This window comes from Litoreibacter halocynthiae (assembly GCF_004365635.1).
Taxonomy (GTDB): domain Bacteria; phylum Pseudomonadota; class Alphaproteobacteria; order Rhodobacterales; family Rhodobacteraceae; genus Litoreibacter; species Litoreibacter halocynthiae.
On the sequence record NZ_SOBH01000001.1, the window covers coordinates 1,039,675 to 1,064,332 of the forward strand.

Genomic DNA, 24,658 nt, shown 5'->3' on the forward strand with positions numbered 1-24,658 from the left:
TGGTTCGCGCTGTAGTTCCTGTCTGCCTGTGCATGAACTTAGGCGCAAGTCTTGCATTGTCACGAAGGCAGGGGCAGGTTGGCGATATAATTGACGAAGGAGCGATCATGAGCGCTGACACCAACCTCGACATTGCAGCGCTGGACAAGGCCCACGCACTGCATCCTTGGACCCATTTCGAAAGCTTCGTCCGCGACGGACCCTTGGTAATCGAGCGCGGGTCCGGCTGCTCCCTTTGGGACAGCGACGGGCGGGAATATCTGGACGCGGTCGGTGGGCTCTGGTGCACAAATATCGGCCTGGGTCGCCGCGAAATGGCTGAAACCATTGCCGCACAGGCCGAGAAACTGGCCTTTTCCAACACCTTCGTGGACATGACCAACGGACCGTCCGCCCTGTTAAGCGCCAAACTGGCGGAACTGGCGCCGGGTGATTTAAACCATGTCCATCTGACCACTGGCGGCTCCACGGCTGTCGACAGCGCTTACCGCATGGTTGCGTATTATCAGCGTTGCTCCGGTCGGCCGGACAAAACCCATGTTATCGCGCGCGACAGTTCTTACCACGGCTCCAGTTTCGCGACGATTTCAATCGGCAAGCGGTCCGGCGACAAGATGCCGGAGTTTGAATATCTGTCAGAGGGCATCCACCATGTCAGCGCACCAGACTGCTATCGCGCGATAGGGGAGCGGAGCGAGGCGGAGTTCTGCGATGATCTGGTTGCGGAGTTCGAAGCCAAGATCAACGAAATCGGACCCGACAAGGTGGGTGGTTTCTTCGCGGAACCCATTCAGGCATCCGGCGGAGTTGTTGTGCCACCCAAAGGCTACCTGAAACGGATGGCAGAGGTTTGCCAGAAGCACGATATCCTGTTCATCGCGGATGAGGTCGTGACAGCGTTCGGGCGCTTGGGACATTGGTTTGCGTCATGGGACGAATTTGGTGTGCAGCCAGACATAATTTGCTGCGCCAAGGGCCTTAGCTCCGGCTACCAACCCATTGGAGCCATGATCTTTTCCGACCGGATATGGGACGCGATGCAAGGGGACCGCTGGTACGCATCCGGCTTCACCTATGCGGGCCATCCGGTGGCCTGTGCGGCGGCGCTGAAGAATATTGAGATTATCGAGCGCGAGGGCCTTCTCGCGCATGCCACAAAGGTCGGCCACTATTTCGAAGATCGCTTGGGGCAGTTGGAAAACCTGCCGATGGTTGGCGACGTTCGCGGACGCAAGCTGATGCTGTGTGTCGAAAACGTAGCGGACAAGGCCACCAAAGCATTGCTGCCGGATGATCTTGACGTGGGCAAGCGCATTGCTGACGCCGCAGAGGCGCGCGGATTGATGGTGCGCCCGATGGGACACCTGAATGTCATGTCACCGCCCTTGGTGATCACGCAATCGCAGATTGATTTCGTTGCGGAAACCCTTGAATTGGCTATCAAAGAAGTGACGGATCAACTGGTACGCGATGGGATAAGGATCGGATAATGGCGCTTACTGATGCTGCATACGACGTAGACAATGCGCTGACGCGCGACGGTTTTCGGGGGCATAGCTTCGAGAACGCCTTTGGTGGTGCGCTCAGCTTCTTGCGTCGGACTTATACCAAAGATCTCACAGGGGTAGACCTTGCCGTAACAGGGATCCCGTTTGATCAAGCAGTGACACACAGGCCTGGGACACGTCTTGGGCCGCGTGCTATTCGGGAAGTCTCGACGTTGCAAGCCTGCGATCCGCCCTACGGCTGGGACATTGATCCGATGCTGGACTTCAACATCGCGGACTACGGAGATTTAGCGTTTGATTACGCGGAGATACCAGCCTTTCCTAAAGCGGTTACGAGCCACATTTCCGGCATTCTTGACGCCGGTGCAGGCTCGCTTTGTCTTGGTGGAGATCACTACATTACCTTCCCGATATTGCGGGCCTATGTGAAAAAATTCGGGCCGCTATCGCTGCTACAGTTCGATGCCCATTCCGACACATGGCCCGACGATGACATGGCCCGTGTTGACCACGGAACCATGTTCTACAAGGCGGTGAAGGAAGGTCTGATCGTGCCGGAACGCTCGGTGCAGGTCGGCATCCGGACCGTTTGCGAAGACTATATGGGCGTGAACGTCATAGATGCCCGCGAAGTGCATGAGAGCGGGACGGCCGCCGTGGTGAAGAAGATCAAATCCATCATCGGTGACCATCAAACTTACCTTACCTTCGATATTGATTGCCTCGACCCTGCCTTCGCGCCGGGAACCGGTACGCCCGTGTCTGGCGGGTTGAGTTCGGCGCAAGCGCTTCACATCCTGCGCGATCTTAAGCGTTTGAATATGGTCGGCGGCGATGTCGTGGAGGTTTCCCCACCGTTCGATGTGGGAAACGCCACCGCCGTTGCGGGCGCGCATGTGGCGACCGAATTGATGTGTCTTTATTGCTATAACAAACGGGAGCGTGCGTGATGCCAAACCAACCAATTTCAGGGAACGATCTTGCGCGTTTTGCCGGCCAAGGCACGTTTATGCGTCTTCCAAAGGTTGAAAGTGCGGATGGGCTCGACGTGGCGTTTGTTGGCATTCCGATGGATCACGGCTCCAGCTGGCGGTCCGGAACGCGGTTTGGACCCGCCCAAGTTCGTAACGAAAGCTCGATGATCCGGCCCTATGCGGTTCAGACAGGGGCTGCCCCGTTTGATGCGCTGCAATGTGCGGATATTGGTGATGTGGCCATAAACACGTTCAACCTTCGCGATAGTATTCGAATAATTACAGAGTATTACGACGCACTCTTAAAGCAGGATGTCATTCCAATGACGATCGGCGGAGATCACACGATCACCCTGCCAATCCTGCGCGCCATCGCCAAAAAGCACGGACCGGTGGGCCTCGTTCATGTGGATGCTCATGCCGATGTAAATGACGAGATGTTCGGCGAGCGCGAGTGCCATGGCACAGTGTTCCGCCGCGCTTACGAAGAAGGGCTGCTTCGCCCCGACGATGTCTACCAGATCGGATTGCGCGGCACTGGCTACACAGCAGAGGATTTCGACGAGCCGCGCGAATGGGGGTTCAACCTAACGCTCGCGCAGGAGGTTTGGCACAAATCAACGTCTCCGCTGGCGGCGCAGATCAGAAAGAACATGGGCGCAGGGCCGGTCTACATCACCTATGATATCGACAGTCTTGACCCGTCCATCGCACCCGGCACTGGCACACCCGAAATCGGGGGGCTGACAACGCCGCAAGCGCTGGAGCTGATCCGAGGGTTGCGCGGGTTGCCCATCGTAGGGTGCGACTTGGTCGAGGTTGCACCGCCTTACGACACTTCCGGCAACACTGCGCTAACCGCGGCGAATATCATGTTCGAGATGCTGTCGGTATTGCCCGGAGTTCCGTATCGCTAACCACAAATCGCAGTGGACTACGGGCGCGAATTGAACGACAACGTGGCCAAACGTGAATATGGCGCAGGAAAATGGCAGTAGGTATCTTTGATAGCGGGTTGGGCGGATTGACCGTCTATGACCAGATCGCGGCTGACATGCCCGATCTGCCGGTCTGTTACTTTGCCGACAGCGCAAACACGCCTTACGGTGTTCGCACCGCTGACGATATCTACAACCTTACCTGTGCAGCCACGCAGTCGCTGTTCGATGCGGGCTGTGATCTGGTGATCCTCGCGTGCAACACCGCCTCTGCTGCGGCTTTGAGGCGGATGCAGGAAAACTGGGTGCCAACCGACAAGCGCGTGCTTGGTGTCTTCGTGCCAATGATCGAGGCCCTGACCGAGCGCAACTGGGGCGACAATTCTCCGCCGCGCGAAGTAGACGTGCGGGACGTGGCCCTGTTTGCCACCCCTGCGACCGTTGCGTCGCGGGCATTCCAACGCGAACTGGCGTTCCGTGCCATTGGTGTCGATGTCGAAACGCAGCCTTGTGGCGGTTTGGTGGATGCGCTGGAAGACGGCGACGAGATGCTGGCCGAGGCCTTGGTGCGCTCGCATGTCGATGCGCTGAAGCGGCGGATGCCCAACCCGCAGGCCGCGATCTTGGGCTGCACGCATTACCCGTTGATGCAAAAGGCGTTTCAGGATGCTTTGGGCGGAGACGTAAAGGTGTTCTCGCAAGCCAATCTGGTGTCGGCGAGCCTTGCGGATTATCTCAAACGGCACCCGAATATGCTGGGGCAGGGAACGCAAACCAGATTCCTGACCACTGGCAATCCGGCACAGGTCACCGACCGCGCCACGCAGTTCCTGCGACGAAAGATCCAGTTCGAAGCGGCATGATTGCCGCGCGCCTGTCTTTCTTCTAAACCATCTTTGAATTCATACGGAGTCTGTCATGACCCATAAAATCGCCATCCTAGGTGCGTCCGGTTATACCGGAGCGGAACTCGTCCGGTTGATCGCAACGCATCCCTCTCTCTCCATCGTGGCCTTGTCGGCTGACCGCAAAGCAGGCATGGAAATGGCCGAGGTGTTCCCGCATCTTCGGCATCTGGACCTGCCCACTTTGGTGACCATCGACGAGATCGACTTCTCGGACATCGACCTGTGCTTTTGCGCTTTGCCGCATAAGACGTCGCAGGAGGTCATTGCCAAACTGCCTAAGACCCTGAAAATCGTCGACCTGTCCGCCGATTTCCGGCTGCGCGACCCGGAAGCCTACAAGACATGGTACGGAAACGACCACGCAGCGCTGGAGATGCAGGGCGAGGCAGTCTACGGGCTGACGGAATTCTACCGCAATGACATCGCCAAGGCACGGCTTGTGGCCGGCACCGGCTGCAATGCCGCGACGGGTCAGTTCGCCCTGCGGCCACTGATTGCGGGCGGAGTGATTGATCTGGACGACATCATCCTTGACCTTAAAGTCGGTGTCTCCGGTGCGGGTCGGTCCTTGAAGGAAAACCTGCTGCATGCGGAACTGTCCGAAGGCAGCAATGCCTATGCAATCGGTGGCACGCACCGGCATCTGGGGGAATTCGATCAGGAGTTCTCTGCCATCGCCGGACGGCCCGTTAAGGTTCAGTTCACACCCCATCTGGTGCCAATGAACCGCGGTATTCTTGCGACTGTTTATGTCAAAGGCGATGCCGCAGACATCCACGCGACGCTTGCCGAGGCCTATAGCGACGAGCCGTTCATTGAGGTACTGCCCTTTGGTCAAGCGCCCTCGACCCATGAGACACGCGGCTCCAACTTCGTGCATATCGGCGTCACTGGCGACCGGATTGAAGGCCGCGCGATCGTGATCGCAGCCCTTGATAACCTCACGAAAGGCTCATCCGGTCAGGCGTTGCAAAATGCCAATCTGATGTTAGGTCTAGAAGAGACCGAGGGGCTGATGATGGCCCCGCTGTTCCCGTAAAGGATCCGCGCCATGAAAGGCCTCAAGAAAAAACGCCGCATTCAGGTCATCGCAGTCGCTGCGGTGGCGCTGCTCGTGTCCACTGCGTTGATCGGGTACGCTCTGCGTGACGGGATCAACTTCTTCCGCTCACCCACGGAAGTTGTCGAAACCCCGCCGCGCGAGAGCGAGACGTTTCGTATTGGCGGATTGGTCGAAGACGGCAGCCTGAAAGTCAACGAGTCGCAAGAGATCACCTTCAATGTGACCGATGGCAACGCGGTTGTCGCGGTCACCTATAAGGGTATCTTGCCTGACCTGTTCGAAGAAGGTCAGGGCATGGTCGGCACCGGACGCTACATTGAAGGCGTCTTCCAAGCCTCGGAAATTCTTGCCAAACATGACGAAAAATACATGCCGGTCGAAGTCATCGACGCGTTGAAAGAACAAGGCGTGTATAAAGAGGCGAACGGTAGCTAGAGGCTCCGTTAACCAAATAAGCGCAACTTTGGCCCCGTGTTGCAGCGGAGGCCAAAGATGCAAACAGTTCTCGAAATTGCTCAAGACATTGTTCGTCGTGAAGGCGGCTATGTGAACGATCCCGACGATCCCGGTGGCCCAACCAATCACGGTGTCACCATTCACACCATGCGCCGGCTTGGGCTTGACCTGAATGGCGACGGGACCGTAACCCGCGCAGATGTGCGGGCGTTAACGCAGGCTCAGGCGGTCGAGATTTTCATTGACCACTACTTTCGCGAGCCGCGCATCGACGCCCTGCCGCAACCGCTACAGGCGAGCGTGTTCGATATGAATGTGAACGCAGGGGCAAATGCCATCAAACTGCTGCAACGCCTGCTGAACGACATGGGGCAGGACGTGACGGTTGATGGCAGGATCGGGCCGCACACGATCCGCGCGACCTATGCCGCCTTTCAGGATGCGCCCGACCACATGACAGACGCCTATGGTATCGCGCGGCGCGACTACTATTACGCGCTGGCAGATCGCCGACCTGCCTCGCGCAAATACGCGCGCAGACGGGATGGGGGCAAAGGCGGCTGGATCAAGCGGGCCGAGGAGTTCTTGTCACCGCATTACCACCTGTCGGCCACCGAACACCGCAAACGGGTGGCGGCATGGGGCTGATCTCGCAAGTGCTTAGGGGTGGCGTCACTGGGGTCGCTGGTGCGGTCGTGGACGTGGCCGAGGTGTTTCGCCCCAATGCGACCCGTCAGATGGAATTGGGCCATGAGACGTTCACCGCAGCCCTGACGCAACACGGGGCGGAGTTTCAATACGGGCGACTTGGATGGTTCGACCGCGCGATGAACGGCTTGAACCGTTTGCCGCGCCCGATGCTGGCTCTCGGAACTTTGGGTCTGTTCATCTACGCCATGGTGGACCCGCTGGAATTTGCCGAGCGTATGCGCGGGCTTGCCTATGTGCCGGAACCGCTTTGGTGGCTTTTGGGGGCCATTGTGAGTTTCTATTTCGGCGCACGGGAATTGCACTACCGACGCGCGCCGCTTGTACCACCAAAACCCGCCACGCGACCGCAGCGGCCCAGCACGAATCCGGCACTGGAAGCATGGCGGGCAGAGCGTGGTGGATAAAAGTCTGAAATGACGGCGCGTTTCGCTTTTCTAAACTGACCGGTTCGTTATCGTGTCGCTCAACACGCGAATTGGAGACCAGCGATGCAATACGAAACCCTGCGACTGACTGTCAGCAACAACGTGGCGGTGATCGAGTTTACCCGCGACGAGGTGATGAACGCGCTGAATACGCAAATGCGCGCCGAAATATTGCATGCCGTTAAGGCCGCAGAGGCAAGCGCACGGGTCTTGGTTCTGACCGGAAAGGGGCGGGCCTTCTGTTCCGGTCAAGACCTTGGCGACCGTGCCAGCGTTGCGTCGACCGATTTGGAGCGGACATTGCGCGACGAATATGTGCCGATGCTGATGGCCATCTACAATTGCCGCATCCCGACGATTTCCGCTGTAAACGGGCCGGCGGCTGGGGCAGGGGCAAATCTTGCACTGGCCGCCGACGTCGTGATCGCCACCAAATCCGCTGTGTTCTTACAGGCGTTTACTCGCATCGGGCTTATTCCTGATGCAGGCGGCAGCTACTTCCTTCCGCGACAGGTGGGTATGGCCAAAGCGATGGGGGCCGCATTGTTTGCAGAGCCGATTACAGCGGATCAGGCCAGCGCTATGGGAATGATCTGGGAAGCCGTTGCCGATGAGGAGTTTGCCCAGCACTGGCTGGACCGCGCAACTTATCTGGCGAATGGCCCGACCGAGGCCTACGCGCGGGTCAAAAAAATCATCCGCTCCAGCTTTGAGAACGACTTGGAAAAGCAGCTTTTGTTGGAAGCTAAGCTTCAAGGCGAATGCGGAAAGACCCATGATTTTCGGGAAGGTGTTCTGGCATTCCTGGACAAGCGCGCCGCGAATTACGAGGGGCGCTAAATGGGGGATTGCTTTAAGCCGCGTTTGTTAAGAAAAAGGCCACCCGAAGGTGGCCTTTTTTGTTAGCGGTTTTCGATGTCTGTGTAATCGCGCTTCGTCGCACCTGTATACAACTGGCGCGGACGTCCGATTTTCAGGTTCGGGTCCGAAATCTGCTCTTTCCATTGCGAAATCCAACCGACGGTCCGTGCAAGGGCAAAGATCGGCGTGAACATCGAGGTCGGGAAACCCATCGCTTCCAGAATAATGCCCGAATAGAAATCGACATTCGGAAACAATTTCTTCTCTGCGAAATACGGGTCGTTCAACGCTTGTTTTTCAAGCTCTTTGGCGACCTGCAAAAGCGGGTTGTTCTCAACACCCAGCAACTCAAGAACTTCATCGGCGGATTGCTTGAGCACAGTCGCGCGCGGATCGAAGTTTTTGTAAACGCGGTGGCCAAAGCCCATCAGGCGATAGCTGTCATTCTTGTCCTTGGCGCGCGCGATAAACTCGGGGATGCGGTCAACCGTGCCGATCTCTTTAAGCATTTCCAAGCAAGCCTGGTTCGCGCCGCCATGTGCGGGACCCCACAAGCACGCAATGCCAGCGGCAATACACGCAAACGGGTTTGCGCCGGACGATGACGCCAGACGAACTGTCGATGTAGACGCGTTCTGCTCGTGATCGGCATGCAAGGTGAAGATACGGTCCATTGCGCGGGCAAGGATCGGATCAACCTCGTATTTCTCGGCTGGAACCGAGAAGCACATGTGCAGGAAGTTCGCGGCATAATCGAGGTCATTGCGTGGATAGACAAATGGCTGACCCACAGAATACTTATAGGCCATCGCAGCGATGGTTGGCAGTTTTGCGATCAGTCGGATGGCGGCTACTTCACGCTGCCAATCATCATTGATGTCGGTGCTATCGTGATAGAAAGCGGACATCGCCCCCACGACGCCAACAAGCGTTGCCATTGGATGCGCGTCGCGCCGGAAACCACGGAAGAAGTTGTGCATTTGTTCATGCACCATCGTGTGATTGGTAACACGGGCTTCGAAGTCTTCCAGCTCGGTTGCCGATGGCAACTCACCATAAAGCAACAGGTAGCAGACTTCCAGGAAGTGGGATTTTTCAGCCAATTGGTCGATCGGATAGCCGCGGTGCAGCAATTCACCCTTGATACCGTCGATGAAGGTGATTGTGCTGTCGCAAGCCGCCGTGGAGGTGAAGCCCGGATCATAGGTAAACACATCGCCTTGGGCGTAGAGTTTGGTGATGTCGATGACATCGGGTCCAGCAGTCGGGGTATGGATCGGCAATTCGATTTCCTTGTTGCCAATAATCAGTCGTGCGGATTTGTCGGACATACATTCACCTTTCGTGTGTCTGGAGGGTAACGCGGTCGTAACCTCCTGTTATATATGGCAATATATGCCACGTCGTTTTGTTCCTTTAAGCTCCCGGCCGCAGCGCGGCGAGGGTATTAACCGACGACATGCGCCAGCCTCGCGAGGGTCTCGTCACGTCCGATGATCATCATCATGTCAAAGACGCTGGGTGAAACTGCACGGCCTGAAAGCACGACCCGTAGGGGGCCAGCAAGTTTCCCAAATTTGAGATCTTGCGCCTCGGCGAACTCCATCACGGTTTGCTCCAACGCTTCACGGTTCCAGCTAGCAGTTTGCAGCTGCGGCGTCAATTGCGTCAGTATACCACGGGATACCGGATCAAGCAGTTTTTCCGCTTTTTCGTCCAAGGTGAACGGTGGTTTATCAAGTACAAACGCAAATTTTGCGAGTAAATCACCCAGAGTTTTATCCGTGACGTCGAGTTTATCAAACGCGTTTGCAAAGGCCTTTGCCGCGTCAGCCGACAAGACAGGCTGATCAACTGCTGCCAAATAGTCTTGTACGTCTCGCACCATGGTTTCAGAATCGCTCATCCCGATCTGATGACGGTTAATGTTTTCCATTTTCTTAAAGTCGAGCCGCGCAGGCGCTTTGCCGATGCCACCAAGATCGAACCATTCCAGAGCCTGTTCGGTGGTGAAAACCTCGTCATCGCCATGGCTCCAGCCCAGACGCGCCAGATAATTGCGCATTCCGGCTGGCGTGTAGCCCATCGCCGCGTATTCCATAACGCCCAACGCCCCGTGACGTTTAGAGAGTTTTTTGCCATCTGGCCCATGGATCAGCGGAATATGGGCAAAGACAGGCAAGTCCCAACCCATCGCCGTGTAGATCATCGACTGACGCGCCGCGTTCGCAAGGTGGTCATCGCCGCGAATGACGTGGGTGACGCCCATGTCATGATCATCAACCACGACGGCCAGCATATAGACAGGGCTTCCGTCTGAACGTAGCAAAACCATGTCATCCAGCGCGTCAGCCTTCCACGTCACATCGCCCTGCACGGCGTCCTGAATGGTGATATCGCCATCCTGCGGCGCTTTTATCCGGATGGCGAAAGGCGCGTCGGGATGCTCGCTTTCAGGCACATCGCGCCACGGGGAGCGGAACAGGGTCGAGCGCCCGTCCGCCCGTGCGGCCTCACGAAACGCCTCGATTTCGTCTTGAGAGGCGAAACACTTATACGCCGTCCCTGCCGCCAACATTTCATGCGCAACAGCGGCATGCCGGTCGGCGCTTTCAAACTGGCTCACTGCGTCGCCGTCCCAATCCAGCCCCAGCCATGTCAGACCGTCCAGAATGGCTTGTGTCGCTTCAGGCGTAAAACGCGCACGGTCCGTATCCTCGATCCGGAGTAGAAACTTCCCACCACGTCCGCGCGCATAAAGCCAGTTGAACAACGCGGTGCGTGCGCCACCGATGTGCAGGTATCCGGTCGGAGAAGGGGCGAAGCGGGTGACCACAGGGGCGTCTGTCATAGGATGTTTAACCTTTTGGAAAGCATGTTCGGGCAGGATTGGCCCAATTCAGGCTGGACCAGACGTACTGGCCAATTTGCGGTCAGGTTTAGGCAATCACAGTGATGGAGACAAGGGCGGCTAACGTCAGGGCAGAGCCCAAATCACCACGCATTAGCTCGGTTGTTTTTGCGACATTTGCACGGCAACAATCGCATCTGTTTCCATGGGTGCCGGTGTGTTTGGGCGCAGGGATCGGGTTGTATTTCGCGACCTCGTCAGAGCCGACGACGTGGCATCTGGCAGGGCTGGCTGCAACCTTAAGCGCGCTGTGGCTTGTGGCGTATGGATTGGGCCAACACAGAGCCAGCTGGGTATCCGTCACTCTTTGGGTGCTGACCTTGGTCCTCGCCGGAACGACTGTTGCAAGCCTTCGGGCAAAAGCGGTGGCCGCTCCGGTTCTATCCTATCGCTATTACGGCCCGATAGAGGGGCGCATCGTCTCGATCGACAAATCCGCGTCCGAGAAGATGCGCCTGACGCTTGATCACGTTCGTCTGTCACGGGTGCCGCCGCACCGCACACCATTCCGCGTCCGCGTGTCGCTTCACGGGGACGATATCGGGATCACGTTTGCACCTGGCGACACGGTGCTTACGACCGGACATCTGGGACCACCCGCCGGACCGGTGGAGCCCGGCGGCTTTGATTTCCAACGGCATTTGTGGTTCCAGCAACTCGGCGCGCTCGGCTATACCCGCAATCCAATGCTTCGACTGGCACCTGCAGGGAGCGCACAAGGTTTCTCACTGTGGCTTTACTCGTTCAGATTGGCCTTATCCACTGCGATAAAGTCCCGAATGTCCGACGAAGAAGGGCCTTTTGCTGCCGCGATCATTACCGGTGATCGGGCTGATCTTGATCCTAAGTTGCTAGACCGCCTTCGGGCGTCAAATCTGGCGCATCTTCTTGCCATCTCCGGCCTGCATATGGGATTGTTAACGGGCGCGGTTTTCGCGGTGATCCGCATCGGGCTGTCCGCAGTGCCACAACTGGCCCTCCGGCTCAATCTTCGAAAGGTTGCGGCCGTCGGCGCGTTGATCGCCGCCGTGCTATATCTAGGAGTATCCGGCGCAAATGTCGCGACGCAGCGGGCCTTCATAATGGTCACTGTCATGTTGCTCGCGATCTGCGTGGAGCGGCCTGCATTGTCCCTCAGGGCGGTTGCGATCGCGGCGTTTATCGTTCTGATTATCACGCCGGAGGCACTTGTCGGCCCGGGCTTTCAGATGTCGTTCGCGGCGACCACGGCCTTGGTGGCGGTCTTCGCCGTGATCCGCGATAGGGGGCTGTTCCTGATACTCCCGAAATGGCTCTCGGGCGCGGCGGCCTTGCTGCTATCGTCGTTTATTGCAGGAGCTGCGACCGCACCTTACGGGGCGGCGCATTTCAACCAAGTGGCACAGTACGGTCTTTTGGCTAACCTGTTATCGGTGCCGGTGATGGGTCTTGTCGTGATGCCCGGCGCGCTTCTGGCCGGATGTCTGGCACCCTTGGGATTGGAGGGCATCGGTCTTTGGGGAATGGAGCTTGGTTTGGCGTGGATTTTGCGCGTCGCGGACTTGGTATCAGGTTTGGACGGCAGTACCCGCGCGATTGTCGCGCCGGGTCCGGCAGTGCTCCCATTGGTGACGCTGGGCGGCTTGATGCTTTGCATCTGGCAAGGGACAGGGCGGCTGGTCGGGCTTGTGCCGGTTTTTGTAGCGTTCGGTCTTTGGCATAATGTCGAGCGCCCTGCGGTGCTGATCTCCGAAACTGGCCGCCTGATCGGGATCGTGCAAAATGGGGAACGGGCCTTGAATAAGCCCAAAGGTGACGGGTTTTCTGCCAGAGTTTGGCTGGAGAACGACGGAGATATTGCTGATCAAGCGGAAGCCGCAACGCGCACAGGGTTTAGCCCCAATCACATTCGCACGCAGGTCGCAGGAAGAAAGCTGGTCTTTAACGCCGCCAACCCCGAAAAAATCGACATCGCGGAGGCCTGCGCGACACATGACATCGTTGTGCTGCCACGTGTCGAAACCCCGCTGCCGGAAGGTTGCACAGGATGGACCGCCCTAGATTTCAGCAAAGGTGGGGCCGTCGCGATTTACACGACCAAAGCGGGTCTCAGATACGAAAACAGCCGGTCGCGACAAGGCAACCGGCTGTGGGTGTCACATCAGCGCAAACGCACTCAGTAGGAGCGGATCAATCCGACCAGACGACCTTGGACCTTTACCATATGGTCCGGCAAAACCCGCGTCTCGTAGGCAGAGTTCGCAGGCTCTAACGCGATGGACGCGCCATGCCGCCGGAAGCGCTTCAGCGTGGCTTCCTGATCTTCGACCAATGCCACAACGATATCGCCATTATTTGCGGTGATCTGCTCGCGGATCACTACGACGTCGCCGTCATTGATGCCTGCTTCAATCATCGAGTCGCCTTTCACCTCAAGCGCGTAGTGGTGACCACTGCCCGCAAGCATCGAGCCCGGAACAGCCACATGGTGTGACACTTCGCTGATCGCCTCGATCGGTGTACCGGCGGCGATCCGTCCCATCACCGGCAGTTCCAGCGCGTGGACCCCTTCAAGCGCCATGGCGGCAGGGTTCGGGGCAGGGCGGTCGCCCTCAATCACTCGCGGTTTAAAGCCACCATTCTCCATCGCGTCGGGCAGCTTCACGATCTCCAGTGCACGCGCCTTATGGGCCAGCCGTTGGATGAAGCCACGTTCTTCCAACGCCGTAATCAGTCGGTGAATGCCGGACTTGGAGCGCAAATCCAGCGCATCCTTCATTTCATCGAACGAGGGCGGCACCCCGTCACGCTGAATACGTCCGTGAATGAATTTCAACAGGTCCAGCTGTTTCTTGGTCAGCATCGGCTCAGAACTCCCTGATGGCGGCGCATTATTCGCGCCATGTTCCCCGATGTTCTACCGCTGTTCCCGTTTTGTGTCAACGCTTAGAGCGCGATGACCTCGATCCGCTCACCCGCCGCACGGGCCGGATCATTCGGTGGCCGCACAATCAGCGCGTTGGCTTCGGCCAGAACAGTCAGCAGCGAGCTGTCTTGGCGATCAAAAGCCCGCACCGCACCATCTTCGATGATGGCACGCATATAGTGCTCCCTCTGGCTGTTGGCATCGAGTGGTTGCGCCAAGGGCAAACTAATCCGCGCACGTGGTCCTGCGGGCAGGCCGAGGAAGTGATCCAGCAAGGGGCGAATGAAAAGCTCCCCGCACACCATGGACGAGACCGGATTGCCCGGCAGGCCGATCATCGCCATTTTGCCGATACGCCCGGCCATCAAAGGCTTCCCGGGGCGCATCGCGACCTTGTAGAAATCCCGTTCAAGGCCCAGCGTTCCGGCAACTTCGGCTACGATATCATGGTCACCGACAGACGCGCCGCCAATCGTTACCAACAGGTCAGCGCCTTCGGCCAGCGACAGGTCCATTTCCAGTGAGGACGCGGTGTCTTTCGCGATTGGAAGCAACCGCGTCTGCGCGCCCGCGCGGCGGAACATCGCGGCAAGGCCAAGCGAGTTGGAGGCAATGATCTGGTCGTCGCGCGGTGTCTCTCCGGGGCTGACCAATTCATCCCCCGTGGCGATGATCGCCACAACGGGACGGCGGCGCACGGGGACTTGGGCAACATTCATCGACGCCAGCAGCGCCACGTCGGAGGGGCTCAGGCGGCGCGGGGCGGTCAGCAGATCACCGACTTTGAAGTCTCCGCCGGAAGGCCGGATGTGGTGGCCCTTGTCGATATTTTCCCGCAACGTCATCGACGAACCCGCGCGGGTGACGTCTTCTTGAATGATAACCCGCTGGGCGCCAGCAGGCATCGGGGCGCCGGTGAATATCCGCACGGCTTGCCCGTCGTCGATCTTGCCGTCAAAGCGGTGACCTGCTGCGGCTTCTCCAATCACCGTGAAGGTGTCTCCCGCGGCGACATCAACGGTCGAGATTGCGTAGCCATCCATCGCGGAGGCGGAAAAGGGGGGCTGGTCCCGTGTCGCAGCGACGTCCTGCGCCAGCACGCGCCCGTCGGCATCAATGAGCGGGACAAGTTCAACGTCAACGGGCGATCCGAGTTTCAGCACCGCCGCCAAGGCATCAGCAACCGAGATCATCCTCGCGGAGCCTCGAACAAGCCCGACTTGCCGCCGTCTTTCAGAACCAGCCGAATGTCACAGATTTCCATCGTTTTTTCCGCGGCCTTTACCATGTCGTAGATCGTCAACGCAGCGGTAGACACGGCGGTAAGTGCTTCCATTTCCACACCGGTCTGGCCCGTCGTCTTGACCGTCGCTTCAATACGAATGCCCGGCAAGGAAGCATCAGGTGTCAGCTCGACCGCGACCTTGGTGATGGGCAAAGGATGGCACAGCGGGATCAACTCGGAGCATTTCTTCGCCCCCATGATCCCCGCCAGCCGCGCAACGCTAAGAACATCGCCCTTCTTGGCGCGGCCTTCGGTGATCAGATCAAAGGTTTCGCGCTGCATCTTCACGCAGCCTTCGGCCACCGCAACGCGAGAGGTCACAGGCTTGTCGGACACATCCACCATATGCGCATGGCCGTCGCCGTCGAAATGGGTCAGTTCCGACATCTAAAGCCCGCCAGTCATTGGTTTATCACTGAGGATATGGCGTGTTGCGGCGGTTACGTCGTCCTGCCGCATCAAGCTTTCGCCGATCAGGAAACAGCGCGCGCCGTAGCGGGCCAGATCGGACAGGTCGGATGGCTCGAACAACCCGCTCTCGGCCACGATCAGCTTGTCCTCCGGCACTTGGCGCGCCAGCTTTCGAGTGGTGTCCAAGGTTACATCAAAGGTGTGCAGGTCACGGTTGTTGATCCCCAGAAGCGGGCTCTTCAACTGCAAGGCGCGCTGGAGCTCTTCGTCATTATGGACTTCAACCAACACATCCATGCCAAGCCGGATTGCGGTGTCCTCCAATTCATGCGCCAGACTGTCATCGACTGAGGCCATGATAATCAGGATGCAATCGGCACCAAGCGCGCGGGATTCGACAACCTGATAAGGGTCGTAAAGGAAATCCTTACGCAAGACGGGCAGGGAGCAGGCTTCGCGCGCTTGCACCAGATAGTCGTCGGCCCCTTGGAACGAGGGCCCGTCGGTCAGCACGCTCAGGCAGGTCGCCCCGCCATCCGCATAGGCTTTGGCCAAGGCAGGGACGTCGAAATCTTCGCGGATCACGCCTTTCGACGGGCTGGCCTTCTTGATCTCTGCAATCAGCCCGTACCCGCTGATGGCCGCATCGGTTAGCGCGTCAGCGAAGCCGCGCGGTGCGGGGGCGTTTGCCGCGTCGGTCTCAAGATCAGCGAGGCTCCGCTCGGCTTTGCGCGCCGCGATCTCCTCCAGCTTGTAAGCCTTGATCTTTTCCAGAACGGTTGGGGTGCTCATACGACCTCCGATGTCAGTTTTGCCAAGGCGTCAACCTTGGCTTTGGCTGCGCCACTGTCGATGCTGGCGCGGGCCATGTCCACACCTTCGCGCAGGTTGGCCGCTTTGTCTGCCACGACCAGAGCCGCGGCGGAGTTTAAGAGCACCGCGTCGCGGTATGCTGAATGTTCGCCTTCAAGAAGCGCACGAAACTCGATAGCATTTTCTGCGGGTGAACCGCCAAGGATGTCCTCGAACGGGTGTGGCGTCAGGCCCGCGTCTTCGGGGGCGATTTCCATCTCGTGCACCGCGCCATTTTCCAGCACCGCAACTTTTGACGGCGCCGAGATGGCCAACTCGTCGGTCCCGTCGCCACCATGGACCAGCCACGCTTTCTCGGATCCGAGCGCCAGTAACGTTTCCGCCATGGGTCGGATCAGATCAGCCGAAAACGCACCTGTGAGTTGGCGTTTGACCCCGGCGGGGTTGGTCAGCGGCCCAAGGATGTTGAAGATTGTCCGAGTGCCAAGTTCTGCACGGGTTGGCATCACATGCGCAATGGCAGGGTGGTGCATCGGGGCCATCATGAAGCCGATGCCAATCTCGCGGATCGCGCGGGTTACGACATCGGCGCCCACCATCACGTTGATCCCCATGGCCCCAAGCGCGTCTGCAGCACCGGATTTGGATGACAGGTTCCGGTTGCCATGCTTGGCCACAATCACGCCCGCACCGGCCACAACAAACGCGGTTGCGGTCGAGATGTTCAGCGTGCCCATCCCGTCACCGCCTGTGCCGACGATATCCATCGCGCCTTCGGGTGCGACGACAGGATTGCATTTGGACCGCATCACAGCTGCCGCGGCCGAATATTCCTCGACCGTTTCGCCCCGCGTGCGCAGTGCCATCAAAAACCCGCCGATCTGGCTGGGTGTCGCGCGGCCTTCGAACAGCGCTTGAAACGCGACTTCCGCCTCGTCGCGGGTCAATGCGCGCTCGGCGGCGATTCCGATCAGTGGTTTCAGCCTCTCACTCATGCGGCAACTCCTGTTTTGCTGGGCAAAACATCAAGGAAGTTTTGTAGCATCTGGTGCCCGTGTTGCGAGGCGATGCTCTCGGGGTGGAACTGGACGCCATGGATCGGCAATTCGCGGTGTTGCAATCCCATGATCGTCCCGTCTTCCAGTGCTGCCGTCACCTCCAGACAGTCCGGCAGCGTGTCTTTCTCCACCACCAGTGAATGATAGCGTGTCGCGTCGAACGGAGAGGGTAAGCCTTTGAAAACGCTTTTGCCGTCATGAATGTAGCTGCCCATCTTGCCATGTACGATTTCGGAATGCCGAACCACCTTGCCGCCAAAGGCCTCGCCAATGGTCTGGTGCCCCAGGCACACCCCGAACAGCGGGGTTCGGGTTTCCGCGGCCGCAGCCGTCAGCGCCAGACAAATGCCCGCGTCAGCAGGTGTCTTGGGGCCGGGGCTTAAAACAATACCCTCTGGCTTCAGCGCCATTGCAGCTTGCACATCAATCGCGTCATTGCGCACAACCTTCATATCTGCGCCCAATTCGCCGAAGAAATGCACCAGATTGTAGGTGAAACTGTCGTAATTATCGATCAATAGCAGCATCATCTTACCCTTTGCTCCGAAAGGGCTTTCCACCGCCTTCCGTGTCGCGGTATAAATGCCCAGAGCTGTGCGCCGGGGTCAAGGCCGCTTATCTGGACCCCACATACAACAAGACGGGCAAAAGCCTCGTAAGAAGTGCGCTTTGGGGTGAAAACGACAAGTGGTCGGGCGAGGATCAGAACGATGGGTAAAGGTTTAGGCGCGGGTATTGTGTCAGGTGGGTTTGTAGGCGTGGTGGTGATGACGATGTTGTCGCTTTATGCGCCGCTGCCGCAGGACCGGATTGACGCAGCCCCGAAACTCGAGGTCGAAACCACGCCATCTGAGGCTGTCAGTCCGCAAGCAACAGAGACAACTCCGCAAGCAAACGAAGTGCCGTCAGTCGCCGCCACCACAACCAGTTCCGACACGGCAACACCCGTCACCGAGAACAGCGCCGTAACTGAAAGCGAAAGCGTCACGGTCCCTGAGCAGCAACAAGATGCGCCCGTCGTGCAGGCAACCACGCCGCAGCTGGACACCAGCAGCGCAGTTGACACCGACAGCCCCACCGCCGAGATCGCAACTTCCGATGCGCAGGTTGCCCAGCTGATCCCGCAAGCTCCGACCGTTCAGGCCGAAGGCAATGACGAAATCATCATTGCCAGCGCCGATCCAATGCCGGAGCCGGTCACTCAAGTAGAGACCGGGGTTCAGGCGCCCACCGCTGATGCGTCTCCCAATGTGGAGCCGACGGTCGACACAGAAACAACAACCGTGCAGCCGTCCGAACTCCCCTCGCCAACGATAACCGGCACCGAGAAGGTCGTGGACAGCGAAGCGCCCGAAAAGCCGCGCGTATCCAGCCTGCCAACAATTGGCAACGCCCAAGACGAGGAGGTCGATGTGGCCTCCGCAGACACGCCAATCACGCTGCCGCAGGTCGATGCCGGCGTGGTGACAAACCGTCTTCCAAGCGTTGGCACTGGCGGGGCAACGACACTGGTCACACCCGCCCCGCAAGTCGACACCCCGACAGAGCCCGCCGCCGTGCCAACTGATCTTGGCGCATTGCAAGCATTCGCCACCAAGGTTGAAGGGGCAGAGGGTAAATCCCTGTTCGGCGTTATCCTGATTGATAGCGGCGAAGACGGCATTCCGCGCGCGGACCTGATGAAATTGTCTATTCCGGTGACCATCGCGCTAGACCCCACAGCACCAGATGCCGCCCGCATCATGGCGGATTATCGCAAGGCCGGAATGGAGGTCATTGCGATTGCCAATGAACTTCCCACAGCCTCGTCGCCAAGCGATGTCGCAGTTGCCGTTGAGGCATATTTCTCGATTTTGGATCAAGCGGTCGGCCTGATGGATCCGCTTGATGGCCGCATCCAGTCCAACCGGTCCTTGCTACAACCTGTCCTTGGGGCCATTCGGAACAGCGGTCACGGTCTGGTCACCTATGATCGCGGGTTGAACACCGCACAACAAGCCGCCCGCCGCGAGGACATTCCCGCCGCTACGGTTTTCCGCGTTCTGGATGCTGAGTTGGAAGAAAGCCCCAGAATAAAACGCTATCTGGATCGCGCTGCTTTTAATGCCAACCGCGATGGCGCGGTCGTTGTCGTCGGGCGCAGCTATCCCGAGACGATCAAGGGTCTGGTGGAATGGGTGCTCGAGAAAAAAGAGGCGGGGATCGCCATGGTTCCGGTTTCGGCTGTGATGCTGGCGGGTGACGGCTCGTAAGGATCAAGTCCCTACAGGTCAGCCATTCCCGTCGCGCAGGAACAATCCTGCTTCTTTCGCCGCCATAAGTAGCGCCTTGGACTTGTTGACGGTCTCCTGAAACTCCGCCTCCGGGTCACTGTCATACACAACACCGCCACCCGCTTGGATATAGAGCTTCTCGTCCTTCACGATTCCCGTGCGCAGCGCGATGCAGATATCCATATCGCCATTGGCCGAGAAATATCCGCAGCCACCGCCATAGATACCGCGCTTCTCCGGCTCTAACTCGTCGATGATCTCCATCGCGCGCACCTTAGGCGCACCGGACACGGTGCCCGCAGGCAGTCCAGACAGCAGTGCAGACAGGGCGTCTTGGTCGTCAGCCAACTCTCCGGTGACGTTGGAGACGATGTGCATCACGTGGCTATAGCGCTCGATGATGAACTTTTCCGTGGGTGTCACAGTGCCGATTTTGGAGACCTTGCCAGTGTCATTGCGCCCGAGGTCCAGCAGCATCAGATGCTCGGCACATTCTTTCGGATCACCTAACAAATCGGCTTCCAACGCGCGGTCCTCTTCCGGCGTAGCTCCGCGCGGTCGCGTTCCTGCGATCGGTCGGATGGTCACTTCGCGCCCGAAGACCCGCACCAGAATTTCAGGGCTGGCCCCGACGATCTGGAATCCGCCCATGTTGAAATAGAACATGAAGGGCGACGGGTTGGTGCGCCGCAACGCGCGGTACAGCGAAAACGGCGGAAGCGGGAATTCCTGCGTCCAGCGCTGCGACGGGACAACTTGAAAAATATCGCCCGCGCGAATGTAGTCCTTGGCCTTCTCGACCGCGTCCAGATAACCGCTATGTGTGAAGTTCGAGACCGGATCAGCGACCGCAGTCTCCTCGCCCAAGTCCCGCGCATCCGTCGGCACCGCGCGGTCCAGATCGCGCACCGCATCCATCACCCGTTCTGCCGCTTGCGCGTAGGCTGCGCGCGCGGACAGGCCGGAGGCCGCCCATGCAGGGCTGACGACGATCACCTCGCCCTTGACCCCGTCCAAAACAACAACGACCGACGGGCGTTGCATCACGGCGTCAGGCAGTCCCAATGGATCGGGGTTCACATCGGGCAGATGCTCGACCAGCCGGATCATGTCATAGCCCAGATAGCCAAACAGCCCAGCAGAGGCCGCAGGCAAACCTTCCGGCAGATCAATGCGGCTTTCGGCCAGCACTTCGCGCAACGCCGTCAACGGATCGCTTGTGCATGGCTCGAACGCGTCGGGGTCAAAGCGGGCGGAGCGATTCAACTCGCTTGTCTCGCCACGGCAGCGCCAGATCAAGTCGGGCTTCATGCCGATAATCGAATACCGTCCGCGCACCTCTCCACCAGTCACCGATTCCAGCACGAAACTGTCGGGCTGTGCAGCGGTCAGCTTCAGCATCAAAGAGACCGGCGTATCCAGATCAGCGGCAAGCCGCGTGTAGACCACTTGATTTTCGCCCGCTTCGTACCGCTTGGCGAAACCGTCATATTCCGGAAACAAGGCCATGCTTAGCGCATGCTCGCGTTCACGGCATTGATCGCAACTTGGTCAAGGCTCAGGCCGTGGCGCGCTTGCACCGCTTGGCCGTACAGCTCGAACACATCCGCCGCGAGGCCCGCGCTGCCCTGTTGGGACAGCTGCGTCAGGAAATTTTGCGCTTGGTCGGCCGTAAGATCGGCCGGCGAGATATCCAGCAGCTCCACCAAGATCGCGCCGTCATCCGTCGGGATCAGGGCTGTGTCGGAGGCTTTCTCCAGATCAAACGCGGTGACCAGCAAAGCCGGAGGCGTGCCTTCGATGAAGTCGGTGCGGCCTCGGTCGGTTTCCGTGCGGCCCACAAGGCCCAAAGCTTCCATCGCGGTGCCTGCGTCCAGTTGCGCTTTCAAGTTCTCGCCCAACTCGCTCAACCGGCGTTTGGTTTCTGCCGCGTCCCAAGCCGCAGCAACATCGTCACGGATATCGGCCAGTGGGGGCAGGGCGGGTGGCACCACCTCGTCCAGACGTGCGGCAAAGATGCCGCCATCAGACAGCTCGCGCGCCTCTGGGAAGTCACCTTCGCGCAACAACAATGCTTCTTCGCGGAAGTTGTCGTAACCTGCGATACCTTCTTGTTCTTCTTTCGAAAATTCGATCTGGCCAAACTCAAGCTCCGTATCCGTGCCCAGTTCTTCCAAAGTAGCACCTCCGGCGAGCAGGTCTTCCACTTCGGTCAGCTTATCAAGAACCGCACGGCGCGCCTGATCTTCGGCGGCTTCAGCAACAAGATCATCGCGGACCTCCTCGAAGCTGGTTTCTTGTGCTTCCAAAACGGCGTTCACACGGTAGAGCGCGGGACCAAGCGATGTCTCGACCGGATCAGTGATACCCGGCTCCGTCAGTGCAAAAACCGCGTCTGCGATCGGCCCGTCCAGATCGTCACGCGATACTTCGCCTTGGTCCACGTCCTCCAAGGTCAGGCCGCGCTCTGTCACGAGGTCGTCATAGCTGGTCTCACCCGCATCAATTGCCGCCTTGGCAGCCGCTGCAGCATCGGCATCGGCAAAGCCCAGACGCTCGACCATCCGGCGCTCGGGTTGGTTGAACTCACCGGAGCGTTCCTCATAAAGCGCTAGCAGTTCGTCCTCGTTGGGGGTTATGTCATCGACCAGCATATCCGGTGTCAGCCAAGCATAGCTGATCTTGCGCACCTCTGGCGTTTCGAACTGGGTTCCGTTTTCGTCATAGAACGCTTGCAATTGGGTATCGGTCGGCGCGGCGTTCGGGGACGCCAGCAGATCCGCATTCAACTCGGCCCACCGGAAAGACCGGCGCTGGCCAAGATAGCCATACAGGGTTTCGGCGTAGGATTTATTCAGGGTCAGCCCACCGGTCACCGCTTGCTGCAACAACTCGCGTGCGGCGGTCTTGCGCAGGTCATCCTCAAAATCGGCGGGGCGCAGGTTGCTACGCTCTAACGCAAACTCGTAGGTGTCGCGGTCAAACGTGCCGCTTGGCCCTTGGAACGCGGGAACCTGCTGCAACTGGCGCAGTACTTCGGCGTCCCCCACGGACAGGCTCATCACGCGGGCTTCCTCGGTCAACGCCGTGGAGGCCGCCAGACGTTCACGCACGCGGATGTCCAGCCCCTCTTGCAAGGCGGTTTGCATCGAGACCGGCTGCTGGCGGCGGCGGGTTTCAAAATCCAACTCTTGTTGCAGGCCGCGTTGGTATTCCTGAACGGTGATTGGCGTATCGCCAACACTGCCGACGGTCTGAATGTTGCCGCCAAGACCGCCGGAGCCAAAGCCCGCCAACCCTGCCACCAACAGAAGCAAAATACCCCACACCGCGATGCGCGATGCGCTAGATTTGCCTGACTTGGCCATGTCTCACCTTCCTAGAAGAAAACCAGTTGGAACCTGTTAAACCGTCCCCCCCAAAGGGGCAAGCGGATCAGAGGGTTTCCATGCGCGTAAACAGCTCTGCGATGCCGTCCGCGTCGATATTGGCAAACGCGATGCGCAAAGACGTTGCGCCGGACGGATCACCTTCGGGAACGAACATCGTCCCAGGCAGGCACAGAACGCCGATATCGCGCACCATTCGCTGGGCCAGTTCATTGGACGGCTCGTCGAACGGATGGGTCATATAGGCGAAATACGCGCCGTTGCCTTGAAGCGTCCAGCCCTTGGCGGCGAGCTTGGGGAAGTGTTTCTCGATCGCGGCTCGACGGGCGAGGATTTCTGCACGCTGCTCCCCCAGCCACGCGGCAAGGTTCTGCATCCCCCACAAAGCGGCCCGTTGCCCCAACTGGTTGGGGCAGATCGTCACCGTATCCAGAAACTTCTCCGCCTCTGCCAGACGGGCGACCGAGGCCACCATCGCTCCGACACGGTGCCCCGTCAGCCGGTAGGCCTTGGAGAAGGAATAAAGCTGGATCAGCGTCTCGTCCCAGTTCTGTCGGGTAAACAGGTCATGTGGTGCACCGCTGCGGCTGTCAAAGTCGCGGTAGGTTTCGTCCACGATCAACGCGATGCCGTGCGCCTCGCACAGGTCGTAAAATGCGCCAAGCAGGTCGGATGGATATTCCACGCCACCCGGATTGTTTGGTGATACCAACGTGATAGCGCGCGTCTTTGATGTTATGAGCTTTGCAGCCTCATCGACCGATGGCAGCAATCCGGCACCTGCCTTCAAGGCCACGGATGAAATCCCGCCCATATCGAGCCACATCTTATGGTTGAAATACCACGGGGTCGGGATGATCACCTCGTCCCCCGCAGCACAGAGGGTCGCGATCATCGACGCAAACGCCTGATTGCAACCGGAGGTAATTGCGACCTGCTCGGCCGCCACCTCGCCACCATAGGCCGCCGTCCATTGCGATGCGACTTCCGCCCGCAACTCCGGCAACCCCAAAACAGGGCCGTATAAATGCGTCCCGTCATCCTCGAGGACGAATTTGGACATAGCTTCGCGCAAAGGCGCAGGAGGCGGGTCAACAGGCGCGGCCTGAGAGACGTTGATCAGGGGGCGATCTGCTGGAAATTCGACCCCGTCAATCCAGCGCCGCGCCTCCATCACCGGAGGCGGAAAGGTAGCGGCCATATTTGGGTTGAGACGCATGATTTAGAAGTCCCTACAAGAGGTTAGAAGCCGACCTGTTACTCGCCGCGATACGGCTTCACATACTGCATTGCCATGTCCCACGGGAAGAAAATCCATGTGTCTTGCGAGACTTCCGTGATGAACGTGTCCACCTGCGCGCGGCCCTTGGGCTTGGCATATACGGTGGCAAAATGCGCGTTCGGATAGAGGTTGCGCACGATCTCCAGCGTTTTGCCGCTGTCGACCAGATCGTCGATGATCAAGATACCCGTGCCGTCGCCCATCAACGCGTCGTCCGGCTTCTTCAAAACGCTGGCCTCGGACTGGGTCTGGTTGTCGTAGGATTTCACCGAAATCGTGTCCACCGTACGGATGTCCAACTCCCGCGCGGCGATCATCGCAGGGGCCATGCCGCCCCGGGTAATGGCGACCACGGCCTTCCACGCGCCGTTATCCGGTCCATGCCCGTCAAGACGCCACGCAAGCGCGCGGCTGTCGCGGTGGATTTGATCCCAGCTGATGTGAAAGCCTTTTTCGTGGGGCAGGCGGTCGGTCATTGGTCAGGTTC

At 58.9% G+C, this 24,658-nt stretch carries 23 protein-coding genes; 11 read left to right on the forward strand and 12 right to left on the reverse strand.

Features of this window, described 5'->3' with window-relative positions; genetic code table 11:
• Positions 1–107 precede the first annotated feature (107 nt).
• The 9 genes from BDE40_RS05095 to BDE40_RS05135 all read left to right on the forward strand — a co-directional run bounded on the left by BDE40_RS05095 (position 108) and on the right by BDE40_RS05135 (position 7,823).
• Complete coding sequence (locus BDE40_RS05095; protein ID WP_134013363.1) at positions 108–1,490, forward strand: aminotransferase; 1,383 nt, start codon at positions 108–110, stop codon at positions 1,488–1,490.
• Entirely contained in the window at positions 1,490–2,458 is a 969-nt protein-coding gene (gene speB / locus BDE40_RS05100; protein ID WP_134013364.1) for an agmatinase, read from the forward strand. Before BDE40_RS05095 ends, speB (BDE40_RS05100) begins: the two co-directional genes overlap by 1 nt.
• On the forward strand, positions 2,458–3,399 hold the full coding sequence (speB, locus tag BDE40_RS05105; RefSeq protein WP_134013365.1) for an agmatinase: 942 nt from the start codon (positions 2,458–2,460) through the stop codon (positions 3,397–3,399). The genes speB (BDE40_RS05100) and speB (BDE40_RS05105) overlap by 1 nt, the downstream gene beginning before the upstream one ends.
• 71 nt (positions 3,400–3,470) lie before the next feature.
• Entirely contained in the window at positions 3,471–4,283 is an 813-nt protein-coding gene (locus tag BDE40_RS05110; RefSeq protein ID WP_134013366.1) for a glutamate racemase, read from the forward strand.
• A 55-nt stretch (positions 4,284–4,338) separates the two neighbouring features.
• Positions 4,339–5,367: an N-acetyl-gamma-glutamyl-phosphate reductase gene (gene argC, locus BDE40_RS05115; protein WP_134013367.1), complete on the forward strand. Its 1,029-nt coding sequence runs from the start codon at positions 4,339–4,341 to the stop codon at positions 5,365–5,367.
• A gap of 12 nt (positions 5,368–5,379) precedes the next feature.
• The gene (ccmE, locus tag BDE40_RS05120; RefSeq protein WP_073141413.1) at positions 5,380–5,826 is read left to right on the forward strand and encodes a cytochrome c maturation protein CcmE; all 447 of its coding nucleotides are present in this window, start codon (positions 5,380–5,382) and stop codon (positions 5,824–5,826) included.
• A gap of 57 nt (positions 5,827–5,883) precedes the next feature.
• Complete coding sequence (locus BDE40_RS05125; protein WP_134013368.1) at positions 5,884–6,495, forward strand: holin-associated N-acetylmuramidase; 612 nt, start codon at positions 5,884–5,886, stop codon at positions 6,493–6,495.
• Complete coding sequence (locus BDE40_RS05130) at positions 6,486–6,962, forward strand: holin family protein (protein WP_134013369.1); 477 nt, start codon at positions 6,486–6,488, stop codon at positions 6,960–6,962. Before BDE40_RS05125 ends, BDE40_RS05130 begins: the two co-directional genes overlap by 10 nt.
• 84 nt (positions 6,963–7,046) lie before the next feature.
• Complete coding sequence (locus BDE40_RS05135) at positions 7,047–7,823, forward strand: enoyl-CoA hydratase-related protein (protein WP_134013370.1); 777 nt, start codon at positions 7,047–7,049, stop codon at positions 7,821–7,823.
• A 62-nt stretch (positions 7,824–7,885) separates the two neighbouring features.
• Here the strand turns inward: BDE40_RS05135 and BDE40_RS05140 are convergent, their stop codons facing one another.
• Positions 7,886–9,175: a citrate synthase gene (locus BDE40_RS05140; protein WP_073141422.1), complete on the reverse strand. Its 1,290-nt coding sequence runs from the start codon at positions 9,173–9,175 to the stop codon at positions 7,886–7,888.
• 116 nt (positions 9,176–9,291) lie between these two features.
• Positions 9,292–10,695 carry a glutamate--tRNA ligase gene (gene gltX / locus BDE40_RS05145; RefSeq protein ID WP_134013371.1) on the reverse strand — a complete coding sequence of 468 codons (1,404 nt, stop codon included), beginning with the start codon at positions 10,693–10,695 and terminating at the stop codon, positions 9,292–9,294.
• A 215-nt stretch (positions 10,696–10,910) separates the two neighbouring features.
• Here gltX and BDE40_RS05150 point away from each other — a divergent pair, with 215 nt between their 5' ends.
• A complete protein-coding gene (locus tag BDE40_RS05150) occupies positions 10,911–12,917 on the forward strand; it encodes a ComEC/Rec2 family competence protein (protein WP_246030361.1) in 2,007 nt (668 codons plus the stop codon).
• Here BDE40_RS05150 and lexA read toward each other — a convergent pair.
• The 6 genes from lexA to BDE40_RS05180 all read right to left on the reverse strand — a co-directional run bounded on the left by lexA (position 12,911) and on the right by BDE40_RS05180 (position 17,754).
• A complete protein-coding gene (gene lexA / locus BDE40_RS05155; protein WP_134013373.1) occupies positions 12,911–13,597 on the reverse strand; it encodes a transcriptional repressor LexA in 687 nt (228 codons plus the stop codon). The two genes, BDE40_RS05150 and lexA, sit on opposite strands and share 7 nt — an antisense overlap.
• An 83-nt stretch (positions 13,598–13,680) precedes the next feature.
• On the reverse strand, positions 13,681–14,853 hold the full coding sequence (locus tag BDE40_RS05160) for a molybdopterin molybdotransferase MoeA (protein WP_134013374.1): 1,173 nt from the start codon (positions 14,851–14,853) through the stop codon (positions 13,681–13,683).
• Positions 14,850–15,332, reverse strand: a complete 483-nt coding sequence (gene moaC / locus BDE40_RS05165; protein ID WP_134013375.1) for a cyclic pyranopterin monophosphate synthase MoaC — start codon at positions 15,330–15,332, stop codon at positions 14,850–14,852. The genes BDE40_RS05160 and moaC overlap by 4 nt, the downstream gene beginning before the upstream one ends.
• A complete protein-coding gene (trpC, locus tag BDE40_RS05170; protein WP_134013376.1) occupies positions 15,333–16,148 on the reverse strand; it encodes an indole-3-glycerol phosphate synthase TrpC in 816 nt (271 codons plus the stop codon).
• Positions 16,145–17,164: an anthranilate phosphoribosyltransferase gene (gene trpD, locus BDE40_RS05175; RefSeq protein ID WP_134013377.1), complete on the reverse strand. Its 1,020-nt coding sequence runs from the start codon at positions 17,162–17,164 to the stop codon at positions 16,145–16,147. The genes trpC and trpD overlap by 4 nt, the downstream gene beginning before the upstream one ends.
• The gene (locus BDE40_RS05180; RefSeq protein WP_134013378.1) at positions 17,161–17,754 is read right to left on the reverse strand and encodes an anthranilate synthase component II; all 594 of its coding nucleotides are present in this window, start codon (positions 17,752–17,754) and stop codon (positions 17,161–17,163) included. The genes trpD and BDE40_RS05180 overlap by 4 nt, the downstream gene beginning before the upstream one ends.
• A gap of 183 nt (positions 17,755–17,937) precedes the next feature.
• Between BDE40_RS05180 and BDE40_RS05185 the strand changes: the two genes are divergently transcribed.
• A complete protein-coding gene (locus BDE40_RS05185; RefSeq protein ID WP_134013379.1) occupies positions 17,938–19,479 on the forward strand; it encodes a divergent polysaccharide deacetylase family protein in 1,542 nt (513 codons plus the stop codon).
• Positions 19,480–19,497: 18 nt separating this feature from the next.
• Here the strand turns inward: BDE40_RS05185 and trpE are convergent, their stop codons facing one another.
• The 4 genes from trpE to gpt all read right to left on the reverse strand — a co-directional run bounded on the left by trpE (position 19,498) and on the right by gpt (position 24,647).
• Positions 19,498–21,009: an anthranilate synthase component I gene (gene trpE / locus BDE40_RS05190; protein ID WP_134013380.1), complete on the reverse strand. Its 1,512-nt coding sequence runs from the start codon at positions 21,007–21,009 to the stop codon at positions 19,498–19,500.
• 2 nt (positions 21,010–21,011) lie between these two features.
• Positions 21,012–22,868, reverse strand: coding sequence for a peptidylprolyl isomerase (locus tag BDE40_RS05195; protein ID WP_134013381.1), 1,857 nt, complete (start codon positions 22,866–22,868; stop codon positions 21,012–21,014).
• Between the two features lie 67 nt (positions 22,869–22,935).
• Positions 22,936–24,108, reverse strand: coding sequence for an aminotransferase (locus BDE40_RS05200; protein WP_134013382.1), 1,173 nt, complete (start codon positions 24,106–24,108; stop codon positions 22,936–22,938).
• Positions 24,109–24,146: 38 nt separating this feature from the next.
• Entirely contained in the window at positions 24,147–24,647 is a 501-nt protein-coding gene (gpt, locus tag BDE40_RS05205) for a xanthine phosphoribosyltransferase (RefSeq protein WP_134013383.1), read from the reverse strand.
• Positions 24,648–24,658 lie beyond the last annotated feature (11 nt).